General features: G+C 50.1%; 18 protein-coding genes. 14 read left to right on the top strand and 4 right to left on the bottom strand.

The window, feature by feature from the left end; translation table 11 throughout:
* Window positions 1-5 precede the first annotated feature (5 nt).
* From sctF to N5923_RS09120, 9 genes are all read left to right on the top strand, one after another.
* Entirely contained in the window at window positions 6-260 is a 255-nt protein-coding gene (sctF, locus tag N5923_RS09160; protein ID WP_267143067.1) for a type III secretion system needle filament subunit SctF, read from the top strand.
* Window positions 261-286: 26 nt separating this feature from the next.
* Complete coding sequence (sctI, locus tag N5923_RS09155; protein ID WP_267143066.1) at window positions 287-577, top strand: type III secretion system inner rod subunit SctI; 291 nt, start codon at window positions 287-289, stop codon at window positions 575-577.
* 2 nt (window positions 578-579) lie between these two features.
* Window positions 580-1,296 carry a type III secretion system inner membrane ring lipoprotein SctJ gene (sctJ, locus tag N5923_RS09150; RefSeq protein WP_267143065.1) on the top strand — a complete coding sequence of 239 codons (717 nt, stop codon included), beginning with the start codon at window positions 580-582 and terminating at the stop codon, window positions 1,294-1,296.
* Window positions 1,297-1,318: 22 nt separating this feature from the next.
* Window positions 1,319-1,873 carry a hypothetical protein gene (locus N5923_RS09145; RefSeq protein ID WP_323372726.1) on the top strand — a complete coding sequence of 185 codons (555 nt, stop codon included), beginning with the start codon at window positions 1,319-1,321 and terminating at the stop codon, window positions 1,871-1,873.
* Window positions 1,845-2,498, top strand: coding sequence for a hypothetical protein (locus N5923_RS09140; RefSeq protein WP_267143063.1), 654 nt, complete (start codon window positions 1,845-1,847; stop codon window positions 2,496-2,498). The genes N5923_RS09145 and N5923_RS09140 overlap by 29 nt, the downstream gene beginning before the upstream one ends.
* Window positions 2,499-2,525: 27 nt before the next feature.
* Complete coding sequence (locus tag N5923_RS09135) at window positions 2,526-2,714, top strand: hypothetical protein (RefSeq protein ID WP_267143062.1); 189 nt, start codon at window positions 2,526-2,528, stop codon at window positions 2,712-2,714.
* Window positions 2,708-3,205 (top strand): hypothetical protein, encoded by a 498-nt coding sequence (locus N5923_RS09130; RefSeq protein ID WP_267143061.1) that lies wholly within the window; start codon window positions 2,708-2,710, stop codon window positions 3,203-3,205. The genes N5923_RS09135 and N5923_RS09130 overlap by 7 nt, the downstream gene beginning before the upstream one ends.
* A 290-nt stretch (window positions 3,206-3,495) precedes the next feature.
* The gene (locus N5923_RS09125; RefSeq protein ID WP_267143060.1) at window positions 3,496-5,025 is read left to right on the top strand and encodes a winged helix-turn-helix domain-containing protein; all 1,530 of its coding nucleotides are present in this window, start codon (window positions 3,496-3,498) and stop codon (window positions 5,023-5,025) included.
* A 308-nt stretch (window positions 5,026-5,333) separates the two neighbouring features.
* Window positions 5,334-6,623, top strand: coding sequence for a hypothetical protein (locus N5923_RS09120; protein ID WP_267143059.1), 1,290 nt, complete (start codon window positions 5,334-5,336; stop codon window positions 6,621-6,623).
* Between the two features lie 83 nt (window positions 6,624-6,706).
* Here the strand turns inward: N5923_RS09120 and gorA are convergent, their stop codons facing one another.
* Complete coding sequence (gorA, locus tag N5923_RS09115; protein WP_267143058.1) at window positions 6,707-8,059, bottom strand: glutathione-disulfide reductase; 1,353 nt, start codon at window positions 8,057-8,059, stop codon at window positions 6,707-6,709.
* A 128-nt stretch (window positions 8,060-8,187) separates the two neighbouring features.
* Here gorA and rnz point away from each other — a divergent pair, with 128 nt between their 5' ends.
* Window positions 8,188-9,105, top strand: coding sequence for a ribonuclease Z (rnz, locus tag N5923_RS09110; protein WP_267143057.1), 918 nt, complete (start codon window positions 8,188-8,190; stop codon window positions 9,103-9,105).
* A 6-nt stretch (window positions 9,106-9,111) separates the two neighbouring features.
* On the opposite strand, the gene N5923_RS09105 is transcribed toward rnz, so the two are convergent.
* The gene (locus N5923_RS09105) at window positions 9,112-9,954 is read right to left on the bottom strand and encodes a 23S rRNA (adenine(2030)-N(6))-methyltransferase RlmJ (RefSeq protein ID WP_267143056.1); all 843 of its coding nucleotides are present in this window, start codon (window positions 9,952-9,954) and stop codon (window positions 9,112-9,114) included.
* Between the two features lie 233 nt (window positions 9,955-10,187).
* Between N5923_RS09105 and prlC the strand changes: the two genes are divergently transcribed.
* Entirely contained in the window at window positions 10,188-12,230 is a 2,043-nt protein-coding gene (prlC, locus tag N5923_RS09100) for an oligopeptidase A (protein WP_267143055.1), read from the top strand.
* Window positions 12,231-12,238: 8 nt separating this feature from the next.
* Window positions 12,239-12,988 (top strand): 16S rRNA (guanine(1516)-N(2))-methyltransferase RsmJ, encoded by a 750-nt coding sequence (rsmJ, locus tag N5923_RS09095; RefSeq protein WP_267143054.1) that lies wholly within the window; start codon window positions 12,239-12,241, stop codon window positions 12,986-12,988.
* A 61-nt stretch (window positions 12,989-13,049) separates the two neighbouring features.
* On the opposite strand, the gene uspA is transcribed toward rsmJ, so the two are convergent.
* Window positions 13,050-13,490, bottom strand: a complete 441-nt coding sequence (uspA, locus tag N5923_RS09090) for a universal stress protein UspA (protein ID WP_017799589.1) — start codon at window positions 13,488-13,490, stop codon at window positions 13,050-13,052.
* Window positions 13,491-13,937: 447 nt separating this feature from the next.
* On the opposite strand from uspA, the gene uspB reads away from it, so the two are divergent.
* Window positions 13,938-14,273, top strand: a complete 336-nt coding sequence (uspB, locus tag N5923_RS09085) for a universal stress protein UspB (protein ID WP_267143053.1) — start codon at window positions 13,938-13,940, stop codon at window positions 14,271-14,273.
* A 60-nt stretch (window positions 14,274-14,333) separates the two neighbouring features.
* Here the strand turns inward: uspB and pitA are convergent, their stop codons facing one another.
* On the bottom strand, window positions 14,334-15,833 hold the full coding sequence (gene pitA / locus N5923_RS09080; RefSeq protein WP_267143052.1) for an inorganic phosphate transporter PitA: 1,500 nt from the start codon (window positions 15,831-15,833) through the stop codon (window positions 14,334-14,336).
* Window positions 15,834-16,074: 241 nt separating this feature from the next.
* On the opposite strand from pitA, the gene N5923_RS09075 reads away from it, so the two are divergent.
* Complete coding sequence (locus N5923_RS09075; RefSeq protein ID WP_267143051.1) at window positions 16,075-17,259, top strand: BaiN/RdsA family NAD(P)/FAD-dependent oxidoreductase; 1,185 nt, start codon at window positions 16,075-16,077, stop codon at window positions 17,257-17,259.
* Window positions 17,260-17,275: the final 16 nt, after the last annotated feature.

The following is a 17,275-nucleotide window of genomic DNA, read 5'->3' as shown; positions in this document are numbered from 1 at the left end:
GTGATATGGCGTTTATCGGAAGTAATTTATGGGACGGTTTTCTGACGGATATGTCCGGTAAGTTTGACAGTCGTGTTGTCGAGTTAAATACCGAATTGCAGGCAGCGTTACTGGATTTACAAGGGGACTCATCAGATCCCACGCTTCTGGCTAAGTATCAGTCCCTTTCCGCTGACTATCAGGTTTATCGTCAGACGCAATCAAGTGTGGTGAAAAGTTACAAAGATGTGGCCACCGCCATTATTGCTAACTTCAGATAAACAGTGATAACCCTATGAGGTAAAAAATGCTGCCAGTTTCACCAGAAATGATTACCGTGTCATCATCGGCGGATAATGATATCAATAACCACACTCTGGAGGGCTTACTGCGTGAGGCCTATACCCGACATGTCGCCGCGGAATATCAAGAGAAACTGGAAGTACTACAAAGCGCCAGCGATCCGGTTAATGCCACCGATATCGAGACAATTTATCAATATCAGTTAAAAACGTCTGAATATAATTTAAAGTTATCGCTTTATTCAACACTGACGCGAAAGGCAGTAACTGCTGTTGATACGCTAATACGTGCTTAATAATGAGAATGATAAAAGGTGTTTTGCTTACTTTGATATTTATTATCACCGGCTGTAAAGAGGATGCATTGCTCAATGGCCTTAATCAAAACCAGGCAAACGAAGTGGTTGCATTGCTGCTGAAAAATAATATTGATGCCAGTAAAATAAACATAGATAAATCGGGTTACAGCGTTTATGTCGCCAGGCGAGATTTTTCAACTGCAGTAGATCTGATCACTATCTATAATTTTCCATCAAAACCGCGGGTTGAAATCGCGGAAATGTTCCCGGCCGATGCGTTAATCTCTTCACCACGTGCCGAAGTGGCAAGAATATATTCAGCCATCGAGCAGCGTCTGGAACAGACATTGAATCAGATCAAAGGCATCGTGTCATCACGGGTACATGTCAGCTATGACATCAGTAATGTCGATGCAGAAAAAAAGGGACGACCGGTCCATATTTCGGTGCTGTTACGTTACGATTCAGCTTACATCGCCTCGGAGAATCTAATTTTCGATGCGACAAGGTTAGTAAAAAACAGCTTCTCTAATGTTGAATATGACAATATTTCGGTGGTAATGACCCCGGCGCCTGAAGTCTGGCAGTTACCACCGGTGCAGGTGCAACAATATAATTCTCAATATGGCGTACTGATTGCCATTACTGTCGCAATATTACTGCTTATCACTGTTTTTTTCTTTGCCGATAAACGACGGTTGATAAATAAAAAATAACCTGAAAAAGTAGAGCGTCGCCGTGTATTTTACCAATACAGAGAAGATTATAACCGATCCCATCTTGTGGATTCATCCCTTAAGGTCAGGCGTGCCGGATATCTGCTGCAGCGGAGTGCCCCGGGGGATTATCAACGCCATCCTGGTGAAACAGTTTTCGCTTGATGATGCTATCTCTTTGACCGGGGGGGATAACTTAACGCAGACAGTTATTGATAACTGGTATCGGTTAAGCGAGGTGGCATGGTATATGGCTTGCCAGCGTTACCGGACACAGCTGCAGCTGACTCAGGATCCGGTCCTGCTGAGCGCTAAGACGCGCAGCTTTATGATGATCAATATCGTGCCTGCCTGTAGCTGGGGCAATGAAAGCGTTGATTCGCAACAATTATGGCAACGGGCTTATGCCGAGCTTTGCCCCCTGCTGATATTACTGCCTGCTGGGGTGGTTAAACGCATACCGTTGCTGTTTCCGCAACAGGTCATTGATTCCTCTTCCGCTAATAGCAGTGAGTTTGACCCGCTGTTATTTATAATGGCGATTCAGCATGCACGAAAATATCCTGACAGGATTTGAACTGAACGCGATTGAAGATACGCTACTGACCCGAGATTATCTGGCAAAGAAAAAGCGTGTGAGAAATATTGATGATGCGGTGAAATATGGCGCACGACAAATCATCAATAATGCCTGGCTACAAGCGGAGGAAATTAAGCGGAAAGCGTTTAATGATGGTTTTGAAACAGGTTTAATTTACTGTATCGAGCATATCGTAAACTATTTCAACGCGGTTGATAAAGAGCATGCAAGGCTACAGGCTATTTTACAGCAAGAAATTCTCGACGTAATGGGGGAAAGTTTCCGCGACAATACCTTGTTTCTGCATGTCGTCATTGACTGGTATAAGAGGAATAACGTTGACAGTGGTGTTGAAGTTATCATTTCACTGCCACAGCATCAGAAATCGCTGGCTGAGAAACTTTGCGCAAAGCTACGTACTTATCTGCTTTCTGAACCCGGGATTGTCTTTCATCCGCACAGTTATTATCAGGTAAAGAGAGGCGATCAGCTGCTGCAGTTTGATGCCGATGAATTTACTGCCGGGATGATTTATCGGCTGGTCGATAATAATGAGGAAATTGGCGAGCGACTCGGGAAAATAAGCGCTGATGCATTGCAAAAAATTCATTCACTGTTTTGATATTTAATCGATTTAAGGAGGGTTTATATGGATTATTATATAGTCGGATCGCAGGTCAATAATGTTTCCGTCTTTGAGGGTCAAGAGAGATCAGTTACCCGTCCCGCCGAAGAAAGTAATATTGAGTTGATGATGAAAGAGATGATCAGCAGCTGGCGCCGGGAAATAATGTTGTCAGCAGGTGGCTGGTCGGAAGAGAGTAAAATCGAGTGGTAAGCAACCTGCACTCTTTTGTTATCTGTTTTCTGCTTGCGCTGTTGCTGACAGGATGTAACGCAACCGACAGGCCGGCAGTGGCAGAGATAACGTTACCACCATGTGTGGATATCACCGCAGTGGATATGGGCGCACTGACTGCCGAGAGGCACTATGAAGATATGATTAGTTGTATTAAAAACCAACAGTTTAACAAGGCGTCGTTTCATTATGCCATCGCGGGAGTGAAAACCTGGCATGACTATCTGGCCAGTCCGGGGTTAGTCAGCAAAGAACGACATCAATCGGAGCTTCGTAAGCAGCTTACCAGGCTTAGTGAGCAGCAAAAGCGACTTTTCTGGGACGAGCTTAATATGGTTTTACGGGATGAAAAACGTTTGTATGAACTTTGTTCTATGATTGAGATATCTGAAAGTAATAAACGTTCGAAAATTCTTTTTGATAAGGCAAAAACAGGTTATTTGCATTGCGAAAAAGAAATAATGTTCTAAGGTATTTATCTCTATTTCAGGATGAAAACAGGAAATTACTTCGCCGTATTTTTCAATTACTATAAAGTTACTGCTTTATACTATTTGCTAATATCATGTTAGCGGATGGCTGGTAAGGCGCTTATAAATCGATAATTATCGTATGATTTCACATTTAAATTGACCCCGTTATGTTATCTTTTTTATAGTCGCACATCTGCCTGGCTTGTCATGTTTTAGTTTTTGAGATGGCGCTGCAGCTGATAACATTTGTTAGAAAGCCTTGTTTAACAATAAATGGATAAATTGACATGGAAAATTATCGTTTCAGTGACTTTACCCTTTGTGGTGATCAGGTCCTGTATCACAATGACAGGATTGTTACTGTTCCACCAAAGGAAATGGCGGTGTTGTTGTTATTGGTAAAAAATGCAGGTGAGGTGATAACCAAAGATCATATCATCAGAGAAGTGTGGAAAGGCGGTGAAGTTTCTGACGAGTCACTCTCCCGTTGCATATATGTGCTGAGAAAATTACTGGGCGAGAGTTCGTCATATCGTTATATTAATACGGTATATGGCAAAGGTTATCTTTTTGTCATGAACGTTACCCGGGTTGCGCGATTGTCCGGGGAAGAAAAACTGGATAAAAAGGACACGCTGGCCATTTTCCCGTTTGTCATGCAAGATAAAACGTTGTCGATGATGATATTTGATTTTATTATTAACCATAGCGCGATTTTTGAGGAAAAAGGCTTTCGTTTTCTGCCATCAGTATTAACGGTGAACAGCCATAACTTAACCGAAAGCTTCAATAATCTGCGTGCGACGGGTGTACGTTATTTTCTGACCGGTATCGAACTGAAAACAGGTTCTGATACTGTGATTAAAGTTGAGCTTATCGACAGCACGCTGTTAACCGTGGTTTTTCGTGATTCGGTAGTGCTGTCTGATGATAATTCAATTAACCTGGTAAGGTTTAATAATATCATTTCGTTGTTGCTGCATAAAATATCGCACCGTGAAAACAAAGAATTTGCCAAAGCGCTGGTTTCTGCAAACAACAAGTTATGCCAGATAAAAAGTCATTATAATAACTACTCTTTTTTTCTTTTTGAGTATTATAAAAACATTGATTCGCACTCGTTGCTGCTGGGTAATTATGATTCTGTCACCTTATGCCATCTTGCAGGGTGCTATTTTTCTCTCGCCAGCCTGGGTTTGATGAAGTATGAAAAAGCAGAAGAAATTATTACCCTGATTACCGATAAAGTGCTGGTTGATGAGCCTTGTAACGCGCTGGCTATTTCAATGAAGACGCTAATGTGCCGCGATATGTACACCCGGCAGAAGGAATCTGATTTTCAACTGGCGATTATCCTTTCTCCGTTAAGTGCCGAAGTTTACTACTATTATGCCTGTTATCTGGTACAGAACCAGCAGTACGACAAGGCGCAAATTATGACCGGGGTTGCCCTGTCGCTTAATGCTGATTTTTTCGCCGCAAAAATTTTGCACGCCGTTATCCTGACTCTGGTCGGCGATACGGCAGCGGCTATCGCCTATGCAAGCGGAATGAAAGGCTGCGACAGCTCATGTGATATTATTATCAATTGCTTGCTGGCTATTTTGTTTGCCAGAACCAACCAAATGGATAAGGCGACAGACTGCCTGCATGAGGTAAAGCATTATCGCGATTCCTGTGCTTTTGTCGGTTGTTGCTATGAAGCGGTAACCAGCCTGCAGGGAGGGGAAGCGATGAAGAAATTAAAACGACTGCAAAATATGCCGCAAATTTCATTGCCAAAAAAATCGGTCTACTGGATGCCACTTTTTGATTGAGCCCGCTGACAACGTCACCATGGATATCTGACGGATATCATCCCCCGATCCCTGTATGTCTACTATTCCGGTTAATAGTTAACATACAGGTTTTTTTTTCGCCCCTCGCCATCAGAATTTATTCAACTTTAAGCTAATCGTGATAGTTATTTTATGATTTATAAATTATATATTAACTAATAATTACAATATCTGATATTGATAATTTATTAATTAGATCAATAAATCATTTGAGTTGCAGTTATTGATTGTCAATAAACCAATACTCCCTGCCGATAAATCGCTGGTAGTATGGAGAAGGACTATGTATGAAGATTTTTCAGAACCAGACAGTCAATAACGTTTCGATATCTGAGCAAGCAACTGTTAATAGTGCTAAAACTCAGGTTACCGGCAATATTACCCATACCGGAAATCAATCCGCCAGCTTGCAAAGGAAAGAAACAGCGATAACCATTGATTCCCCCACCGCTACCGAATCCATTCCTGCTTTCCGTCTGCGGATCTGGAAAAAACTGGTGACGGTTCGCAACTTTATTCAGTGCTGGGGGCTTAATCAGTTCATCCTGCAACTGGGTCCGCAGATAAAAGTGGGGGACGTTGATCTTAAATTTACGCCTACCCTGGTATTGTTGCCCGATTCACTCTCGTTCTATCCCGTTCATACTGAGGTTGGTTTGGCCTTCGATATCGGCTCTTCCTGGGCCAAAGGTTACGCACTGGTGGTTAAGCAGTTTGGCATTGAGTATAATTTTAACAGCGCCTCTTTCAGCTATAACCGACAGCAGCTGGCGAGAGTTGAATGCGATATACCGGCTCTTTTCGCCGGGCTCTATAAGCCGCTGCAACTTACCCTGGCGCTGGAAGTTGGCACCACCAACAAAACCACTACGCTGGGGCGATCGCTACAACATGCCATCCAGGATTTAACCACCATTGCCCCGGCGAAAGCTATTCTGCTGGCGCAGGCTTACAATCAGGCCGGAATTATTGGGCCACTAATCGGTTTACTGGGGACATCGGCCATTCTGGATGGCCTGATTGACAGCGCATTGCCCGGAACCCATGAGCGTGACAGTAGCCTGTGGTTTGGTTTTTGCCTGGGCTATGCCGATCTTAATCAGACGCTAATACCCGATATCAATAAATTTGATAACGACAAAAATGGCGTTAATTTAATCACCGCATTTTATAGCCGCCATATGCAGGCGATGACCTTAGACCTGCACACCAGGGATGTCATCGTCCCGCCGATAATAAAATTACTGTTTGGCCACTATTATAAAAGTACCATCCAGTATGTCAGCGATGCCTTAAAAGCACGTGGCATCCTTAGTCAGGAACTACGGGAAAAAGTAAATCAGGGCATTATTACCCCGCCAGTGCAGCAAAAAATTAACGAGGTGAGTGATCAGGTTATTGCCGCACTTTATACCGTGGTGGATGAAGGCATTAACGGTGAAGACGATGCGAGTCTGAAGGTGGCGATGGAGGTTATAAACAGTAGTTTCCAGTTTATCTATAATCAGGAATCGCCGCCGCCCTCTGAAGCAAGTGACAGAGAAGAGAGTGCCAGTGCCATCGATACCCGGTTTTAGCATTTAACATTTGTATTGCGGATATAAAAAAAAGAAGCCCGGTTATGGGCTTCTTGCTGGTGAAATTGAATTCTGCGCCATGATTAACGCATGGTCACAAATTCTTCCGCACCGGTCGGATGGATGGCAACCGTATTATCGAAGTCTTTCTTGGTTGCGCCCATTTTCAGCGCCACGGCGAAGCCCTGCAACATCTCATCCATCCCGTAGCCGATACCGTGAATGCCGACGATTTTCTCATCTTTACCGACGCAAACCAGCTTCATACGGCAAGGCTGACGATGCTGAGTAACGGCGGTATACATGGCGGTAAACGCCGATTTATACACTTTGACCTCATCGTCGCCATACTGCTCACGCGCTTGCGGCTCGGTCAGACCCACAGTGCCAATTGGCGGATGGCTGAATACCACGGTCGGTACATTGCTGTAGTCCAGATGCTCGTCCGGCTTGTTGTTAAACAGGCGTTCAGAGAGACGGCGACCTGCGGCAACCGCGACTGGCGTCAGTTCCACCGCGCCGGTGTTATCGCCGACGGCAAAAATACCTTTGACGTTGGTATTCTGATACTTATCGACGTTGATGTAGCCTTTATCATTCAGCGCGACGCCAGTGACCTCGAGGTTCAGGTTATCTGTCGCCGGTTCACGGCCAATCGCCCATACCAGACAATCGACGGTCTGCTCTTTGCCGTTTTCCAGCTTCAGCGTCAGGCTGCCGTCAGCGTTTTTGACAATCGCCTGCGGGATGGAATCAGTATGCAGCGCCGGGCCTTCAGTGTTCATCACTTCAACCAGCGTATCCACGATCAGCGGATCGAAAGTACGCAGTGGCGCATGCTTACGTACAAACAGATGCGTCTCAGAACCCAGTGCATTCAGCACGCCAGCCAGTTCCACTGCGATATAGCCCGCACCGATAACGGCAGTACGTTTTGGCAGCGCGTCCAGCTCAAAGAAGCCGTCGGAGTCGATACCGTACTCCGCGCCAGGGATCGAAGGATGGCTCGGACGTCCACCGGTGGCGATCAGTATATGATCGGCAGTGATTTTCTCACCGTTAACTTCCACGGTGTGCGCATCAACAAAGCGCGCGTAGCCTTTGATAACATCGACTTTATTCTTACCTAATACGTTGTCGTATGAGGTATGGATGCGATCAATATAGGCGCTACGGTTTTTAATCAGGGTATCCCAGTTAAAGTGGTTTACCGTGGTATCGAAGCCATAATCCGGTCCATACAGATGGATTGCTTCAGCGATCTGCGCGGCATGCCACATCACTTTCTTCGGTACGCAACCCACGTTGACACAGGTGCCACCAAGATCTTTTGCTTCGATCAGCGCACATTTCTGGCCATACATGGCTGCGCGGTTAATGGATGCGATGCCGCCGCTGCCGCCACCGATTGCAAGATAGTCATAATGTCTGGTCATTAAACCTGTTCCATAAGTTGTGTAGGAAATTGGCATAGAGTGTAACGCCACTCGGCGTATTGCCGCAAAGTTTGCGTCTATGGTTGTGATAGGGTAAGGGTAATAAGTAAAACCTGGAATTAAGCATCATGGAACTTCTTTTCCTTGGCACCTGTGCCGGTGCTCCCAGTCGGGAGCGCAATGTCACCGCTATCGCGCTGACGCTGAGCGATAATAACAGCGGTGGATACTGGCTGTTTGACTGCGGCGAAGGCACCCAGCATCAGATGATGCGCAGCCCGCTAAAGCCGGGAAAGCTGGAAAAAATCTTTATCACCCATCTGCATGGCGACCATATCTTTGGCCTGCCCGGACTGCTGACCAGCCGCTCAATGGGCGGTGTCAGCAGTCCGTTAACTCTCTATGGCCCGCCGGGAATCAAAGCCTTTGTTGAAACCACCCTGACGCTGAGCGCCTCTTATGTCACTTTTCCGCTGGAAATTATTGAGATCGCAGCTGGTGAGGTGTGTGATGACGGGCAGATGCGGGTTACCGCGTGGCCCATGTCGCATGTGATTGAGTGCTATGGCTTTCGCATCGAGCAGCACGATAAACCGGGGCCGCTGGATGCGGAGCGGCTGAAAGCCGATGGTATTCCGGCCGGAAGCTGGTTTCAGCAGTTAAAACGCGGGGAAACCGTGATGTTGCAGGACGGGCGCGAGGTGTGCGGCCGCGACTATCTTGGCCCCTCGATTAAAGGCAAATCGCTGGCAATATTTGGCGATACCGCGCCAACGCCGCTGGCCAGCGAACTGGCGGCCAATGTAGATGTGATGGTGCATGAGACCACACTCGAAGCAGCAATGGCGGAGAAAGCTAATGGCCGCGGCCATTCCACTACCGTGCAGGCGGCAACGGCGGCCAGAGAGGCTGGCGCCAGACGGCTGATTGCCACCCATTTTAGCGCGCGCTATGGCTATGCCGACTGCGAAAAATTACTGGCGGAGTGCCGGGAAATCTTTCCCGCGACAGAACTGGCGCGGGATTTTGCGGTATTTACCGTCTAGAGGATTTTACTCAGGCACAATCATATTCACGCTGGTATGACCGGTACCGGCTGGCACAAGGATTTTATGCAGCCACGGCAGCAGGTCGCGCATCTGCTGTTCCAGCTTCCACGGTGGGTTAATTACAATCATACCGGAGGCGGTCATGCCACGCTGATCGCTATCCGGGCGCACCGCCAGCTCAATCTGCAGAATATTACGGATGCCGGTTGCTTCCAGCTCTTTACACATACGTTTAATTTGCTGGCGCAAAACGACCGGATACCACAGCGCAAATACGCCGGTGCCAAAGCGTTTGTGGCCTTCATGAATGCCTTTTACCACATCCTGATAGTCCGTTTTCAGTTCGTAAGGCGGATCGATCAGAATCAGGCCACGGCGCGAATGCGGCGGCAGCTTGGATTTCAGCTGCTGATACCCATCGGCTTTTTCGGTGCGGGCGCGGCTGTCTTTGGCAAACTCCGTGCGCAGCATCGGGTAATCACTGGAGTGCAGTTCCGTCATCTGCAACTTATCATCTTCGCGCAGCAGATGGCGCGCAATCAGCGGCGAGCCAGGATAGAAGCGCAGTTTACCATTCTTATTCAGATCTTTAACTGCACTGATATAGGGCAGTAACGCTTCCGGCAAGTCATCCTGCTGCCAGATACGGGCGATGCCTTCCAGATATTCGCCAGTGCGCTCTGCATGTTCACCGCTCAGCTGATAGCGTCCGGCGCCCGCATGGGTGTCGAGATAAAGGAAAGGTTTCTCTTTCTCTTTTAGCGCTTCGATGATCAGGCTTTGCACGGTGTGCTTAAGAACGTCGGCGTGGTTGCCGGCATGAAAACTGTGGCGATAACTAAGCATAACTTTGATGATATCCGGTGCGTTCCTGACGAAGCAGGAGAAGTGCGGTCGCTGCGCAGATGGGGCGGGCGCATGTATGAGCACAGTATACCAGGAAGCGCGACAAAATGCCGAACAGTCGCACCGGCTTTTTTCCGTAAGCGGCAGGCGGCCATTGAAATTCGCTACACTTAACCTCATGTTATTCAGATTGCGCGCGACCACGCGCCACCGACAACCACAAGGACTGCGCTATGACCAATCCGTTACTCTCTTCTTTTACGCTTCCTCCTTTTGCCGCCATTAAACCAGAACACGTTGTACCTGCGGTGCAGGCCGCCCTTGATGATTGCCGCGCGGCGGTAGAGAAAACCGTTGCCCGGGGCGCGCCTTATAGCTGGGATAACCTGTGTCAGCCGCTGGCAGAAGTGGATGACCGTCTTGGTCGTCTGTTCTCGCCGGTCAGCCATTTGAACTCGGTAAAAAATAGCCCGGAGCTGCGCGAAGCCTATGAGCAGACGCTGCCGCTGCTGTCAGAGTACAGCACCTGGGTGGGCCAGCATGAAGGCTTGTATCAGGCGTATCGCAATCTGAAAGAGGGCGACAACTATGCTGCGCTGAGTCTGCCGCAGAAAAAAGCTGTCGATAATGCCCTGCGTGACTTTGAGCTGTCTGGTATCGGCCTGTCGAAAGAGAAGCAGAAACGCTATGGCGAAATCGCCGCGCGCCTCTCTGAGCTGGGTTCGACCTACAGCAACAATGTGCTGGATGCCACCATGGGCTGGAGCAAGCTAATCAGCGATGAAGCTGAACTCTCCGGGATGCCGGAAAGCGCGCTGGCCGCGGCAAAAGCCCAGGCGGAAGCCAAAGAGCAGCAGGGCTGGCTGCTGACGCTGGATATCCCGAGCTATCTGCCGGTGATGACCTACTGCGATAACCAGGCGCTGCGTGAAGAGATATATCGCGCTTACGCCACCCGTGCTTCCGATCAGGGACCGAATGCCGGTAAGTGGGATAACAGTGAAATCATGGCGGAAGAGCTGGCGCTGCGTCATGAACTGGCTCAGCTGCTGGGCTTTGACTCGTATGCCGATAAATCGCTGGCGACCAAAATGGCGGAAAACCCGGCGCAGGTTACCGACTTCCTGACCGATCTGGCGCACCGCGCCCGTCCGCAGGCCGAACAGGAGCTGGCGCAACTGCGCGCCTTTGCCGAAAAAGAGCACGGCATCAGCGAGCTGCAGCCATGGGATCTGACTTACTACGGTGAGAAGCAGAAACAGCATCTGTATGCCATCAGCGATGAGCAACTGCGCCCGTACTTCCCGGAACAGCGCGCGCTAAATGGCCTGTTTGAAGTGGTCAAACGCATCTACGGCATCACCGCGAAAGAGCGTAAAGATGTCGATGTCTGGCATAACGATGTGCGCTTCTTCGATCTGTTCGATGAGAGCGGCGAGCTGCGCGGCAGCTTCTATCTTGATCTCTACGCCCGCGAACACAAACGTGGCGGCGCGTGGATGGATGATTGTGTGGGCATGATGCGTAAAGCTGACGGTTCACTGCAAAAGCCGGTCGCCTATCTGACCTGTAACTTTAACCGTCCGGTCAGCGGTAAACCGGCGCTGTTTACCCATGATGAAGTGACCACTCTGTTCCATGAATTTGGTCATGGTCTGCACCATATGCTGACGCGCATCGAAACCCCGGGCGTTTCCGGTATCAGCGGTGTGCCATGGGATGCGGTCGAGCTGCCAAGCCAGTTTATGGAAAACTGGTGCTGGGAGCCGGAAGCGCTGGCGTTTATCTCCGGCCATTACGAAAGCGGCGAACCGCTGCCGCAGGAATTGCTGGATAAGATGCTGGCGGCGAAAAACTACCAGGCGGCGCTATTTATCCTGCGTCAGCTGGAGTTCGGTCTGTTTGATTTCCGTCTGCATGCTGAATTCGACCCGGCGAAAGGCGCGCAAATTCTGCAGATGCTGGCGGAGATTAAGCAACTGGTGGCGGTGGTGCCGAGTCCGTCATGGGGCCGTTTCCCGCATGCGTTTAGCCATATCTTTGCCGGCGGCTATGCGGCAGGTTACTACAGCTATCTGTGGGCAGACGTGCTGGCGGCTGATGCTTACTCGCGCTTTGAAGAAGAGGGCATTTTCAACCGTGAAACCGGTCAGTCGTTCCTCGATAACATCCTGACGCGTGGTGGTTCTGAAGAACCTATGGAGCTGTTCCGCCGCTTCCGTGGCCGCGAGCCGCAGCTGGATGCGATGCTGGATCATTACGGCATTAAAGGATAACGCTTCGCGTGAAGATCTGTTTACTCAATGAAGCAGGCGCCGATAGTGGCGCCTTATCTGTTTTAGCGCAGCGCTGGCAGCTGGAGCATGATGACGATGCGCCAATGGCGCTGGTGATGACGCCCGGGCATCTGGAGCTGCGTAAGCGCGACGAGCCAAAGCTCGGCGGTATATTTGTCGATTTCGTCGGTGGCGCGATGGCGCATCGCCGCAAATTTGGCGGCGGCCGCGGTGAAGCAGTGGCGAAAGCGGTCGGTATCAAGAGCGGCTATCTGCCGGATGTGGTGGATGCCACCGCCGGGCTGGGGCGCGATGCCTTTGTGCTGGCATCAGTCGGCTGTCATGTGCGTATGCTGGAGCGTAATCCGGTAGTTGCCGCGCTGCTGGATGATGGTCTGCAACGTGGCTATCAGGATGCGGAGATTGGCGGCTGGTTGCGCGAGCGCCTGACGCTGTTGCATGTCTCCAGCCTGACGGCGCTAAGCGAGATTACGCCGCGCCCGGATGTGGTCTATCTCGATCCGATGTATCCACATAAGCAGAAAAGTGCGCTGGTGAAGAAAGAGATGCGGGTGTTTCAGACACTGGTCGGTGCCGATGATGATGCCGATGGTCTGCTGGCACCAGCGCGGCAGCTGGCGAAGAAGCGTGTAGTGGTAAAACGGCCTGACTACGCGCCGCCGCTGGCCGATGTGGCCACGCAGTCTGCGGTGACCACCAAAAGTCATCGCTTTGATATCTACCCACCGCTCAGTTAACCCTCCTTCCCCCACTAAGTGGGGGAAGGCCGGGATGGGTAGCAGCGACTAAGATCTATTTCTACTCGTCCTCGTCCTCATCGCGCAACGGAACGATCAGCATATCAATATGTACGGTATTGATGAGCTGACGCGCAGATGACATCAGCTTGCTCCAGAAGTCCTGGTGATGGCCGCAAACCACCAAATCCACGTCATATTTCTTAATAGCATCAACCAGCACCTGACCTAAATCGCCGCTGCCACTGAGGGTTTCGCTCACGGTATAGCCAGCGTTCTGCGACAGCTCGGTCAGCGCATTGTGTGTCTCTTCAGAGATACGTTTCTGCATATCGCCAAGATTAACGTCAATCAGGCCGGTGTAGAGATCGGAATAGTTCACATCAACATGAATCAGCGACACTTTAGCGTCATACGGGCGTGCCAGCGAGACTGCTTTCTCGACCAGCAGTTTACTTTCCGGGGAGAGGTCTACTGCAATCAGGATGTGTTTATAAGCCATAATCAAACTCCTTCCATTAGATGTGCGATCTGCCAGACAGAGGGCTTTTCTGTCCTGTCACAAGTTGCTGAAATCCATTGCGAAGAATGCGCGCGATGGTCGCCGCAGATTTCATTCTGTTACTGGCGTGACGCGTTATGCTGCCTGCGACACTTTATTATGTCATCAGTATAGCGTTAATTGTTAACAGATGTTGTACAGCGGCGCACCCTTTGCGACCCCGATCAAAATGAATTTTTTTCCACTTTCGCCTGACAGATAAAACATCGCTGGAAAATATTTGAACAGATCTCCTACACTGGATTATGACGGTCTCAAATGCATCTGTGGTCGCCATTCTCGTTTAAAAACATTCGGTCCGGTTCAATAGTGGTTTGGCAAGATACTGTTGGGTGTGTTCAGCGCAGCCTGCTGAAAACTTTCCTGTGGTATCGCCGGGAGGGGATCATGATCAGCACCATCGCACTGTTTTGGGCACTATGTGTGGTTTGTTTAGTGAATATGGCGCGTTATTACTCTTCTCTGCGCGCATTACTGGTGGTGCTTCGCGGGTGCGATCCATTGCTTTATCAATATGTTGATGGCGCGGGCTTTTTCACATCTCATGGTCAGCCGAGCAAACAGGTTCGCCTGGTGCGTTATATCTGGGCGCAGCGCTATCGCGATCATCATGACGACGAGTTTATCCGTCGCTGTGAGCGTGTGCGTGGGCAATTTATGTTGACCAGTGCGCTCTGTGGCCTGGTGGTGATTAGCCTGCTGGCATTAGCGATATGGCACTGAAGCGGGTGGGGAATAAAAAAAGGGCGACATCGCTGCCGCCCCTGTTCAGACTGAGTTGAATTAAATCAATTGCAAGGCAATCCAGTACAACCCGCCGGAAAGCAGTATCGAGATCGGCAGGGTTAATACCCACGCCAGCGCGATATTCTTAATGGTGCGACTCTGCACGCCGCCGCCATCAACCAGCATGGTGCCGGCCACGGAAGAGGAGAGGATATGAGTGGTGGATACCGGCATGCCGGTATAGCTGGCCACACCAATCGATACCGCCGCCGTCAGCTGGGCTGACATGCCCTGCGCGTAGGTCATCCCCTTCTTACCGATTTTTTCACCGATAGTGGTTGCCACACGACGCCAGCCGACCATAGTGCCCAGTGACAACGCCAGTGCCACCGCAACAATAATCCAGACTGGCGCGTACTCCACGGTATTCAGCAGATCGCCTTTCAGCTTATTGAGGAAGCGTTTGTCATCGGCATTGGTTTCCGGCAGTTTCGCAGCTTTATCCGCAGTATCGGAAATACACATCAGCAGGCGGCGCATCTGTGCGCGCTGGTCGACATTCAGTGCATCATAGCTCTGCAGATTGTTCAGCAGGCCCTGTGCACGTTGAATCGCCCCCAGTGCACGTGCGCTGTCGCAATGGAATGCCTGCGGGCCAGACGGCACCTGTTCTGGTGTCGGCAGCGCCGGTGGCGTCATCTGAATGATATGCGTCAGCGTGGCGCTATGCTGCTGGTAATACTGCTCCAGATGGTTGACCGCATCGCGAGTCCGCGTGATGTCGTAACCAGATGAATTCATATTTACCACAAAGCCAGCCGGCGCGACGCCAATCAGCACCAGCATAATCAGGCCAATGCCTTTCTGACCATCATTAGCGCCGTGTGAGTAGCTGACGCCGATAGCAGAAACGATCAGTGCAATACGCGTCCAGAATGGCGGCTTTTTCTTGCCGTCAATTTTTTCGCGATCGGCTGGCGTCATATGGATACGACTACGTTTTTTGGTGCCGCTCCAGTAACGACGCAGCAGGAAAATCAAGCCGCCTGCCACAATCAGACCGATAATCGGCGATAAAATTAACGACATAAAAATGCCGATCATTTTAGGAATATTAAGCGCATCAACCACCGAGGTGCCAGTCAGCAGCGCGTTGGTCAGACCGATACCAATAATGGCGCCGATCAGGGTATGGGAGCTGGACGCAGGCAGACCGAAATACCAGGTGCCTAAGTTCCAGATAATTGCAGCGAGCAGCATGGAAAAGACCATAGCCAGCCCGTGAGCCGATCCTACATTGAGCAGCAGGTCGGTAGGGAGCAAGTGGACAATTGCGTAAGCAACGCTTAAACCACCCAGTAACACACCAAAGAAGTTAAATACACCGGCCATAACTACCGCTAGCTGCGATCGCATTGCACGGGTATAGATGACAGTCGCCACTGCATTGGCCGTATCATGGAAACCGTTAATGGCTTCATAGAACAGCACAAACATCAGAGCGAGTACTAATAACAGGCCGGTATGGTAATCAAGACCAGCAAACAGATGTAGCATAAGCGTTACGCCATTTTGGAGGACATGAACGCGGCGCATTATCAGCGACAAACCGCGCCGGGGGAAAGGGAAATATAGACTTTTTTGATATTAAAGCGTAATAAAGCCAGATTTTTGGCTAAAAAAAGCCTGTAAATTAAACAGTTACATTATGTTACTTTCGCTACACTTTTGTTACGCTGGCATCACTGGCAGCAACTCTCTACAATCAGCGTTTTTTGCCAGCAGGCAGGAGTGAGTTGTGGAAAAGTTTGACGTTATCATCATTGGCGCAGGGGCTGCAGGCATGTTCTGCGCCGCACAGGCAGGCCAGCGTGGTCGCCGCGTGCTGTTGCTGGATAACGGCAAAAAGGCCGGGCGTAAAATCCTGATGTCCGGCGGCGGACGCTGCAACTTTACCAATCTGTATACCGAACCGGCGGCTTATCTGTCGAACAATCCGCACTTCTGCAAATCGGCGCTGGCGCGCTATACCCAGTGGGATTTTATCGATCTGGTCAATCGTCATGGCATCGCCTGGCACGAAAAAACCCTGGGTCAGCTGTTTTGTGATGACTCGGCGCAGCAGATTGTTGAGCTGCTGCTGAAAGAGTGCGAGCAGGGCAATGTGACGCTGCGTTTGCGCAGCGAAGTGATCAGCGTTGAACGCGATGACAGCGGCTATACCCTGCAACTGAATGGCGCGGCGGTGCAGGCGGAGAAACTGGTGATCGCCAGTGGCGGCCTGTCGATGCCGGGACTCGGTGCCACGCCGTTCGGCTATAAGCTGGCGGAACAGTTTGGCCTGCGCGTCTTCCCGACCCGCGCCGCACTGGTGCCTTTTACCCTGCATAAACCGTTACTGGACCATTTGCAGACACTATCCGGCGTGTCGCTGCCGACGGTAATGACCGCTGAAGATGGCACTGTATTTAAAGAAGCGATGTTGTTTACCCATCGCGGCCTGTCGGGACCAGCGGTATTACAGCTCTCCAGCTACTGGCTGCCGGGTGAATTTATCACGGTCGACCTTTCGCCGGGCCAGGATCTTGATAGCTTTATTAATTATGAGCGTAGCGAGCACCCCAATCTCAGCCTGAAAAACAGTCTGGCAAAAGTGCTGCCGAAGCGCTTAATCGAAGTGCTGCAAACCCTGCAAACGGTGCCGGATGTCACGCTGAAACAGCTGAACAGCCGTCAGCAGAGCGAGCTGGTGACCACGCTGCATCAGTGGCGGGTGCAGCCAAACGGCACTGAAGGTTATCGCACCGCCGAAGTGACGCTGGGCGGCGTTGACACCACTCAGCTGTCATCAAAAACCATGGAAGCGCGTGATGTGCCTGGTTTGTACTTTATCGGTGAAGTGGCCGACGTTACCGGCTGGCTGGGCGGGTATAACTTCCAGTGGGCGTGGAGCTCGGCATGGGCTTGTGGGCAGGCGGTTTAACGTATTTAGCGACGAA

It is taken from the genome of Winslowiella arboricola (assembly GCF_025527015.1).
Classification (GTDB): domain Bacteria; phylum Pseudomonadota; class Gammaproteobacteria; order Enterobacterales; family Enterobacteriaceae; genus Erwinia; species Erwinia arboricola.
This window is presented reverse-complemented; position numbering and strand designations above follow the sequence as displayed.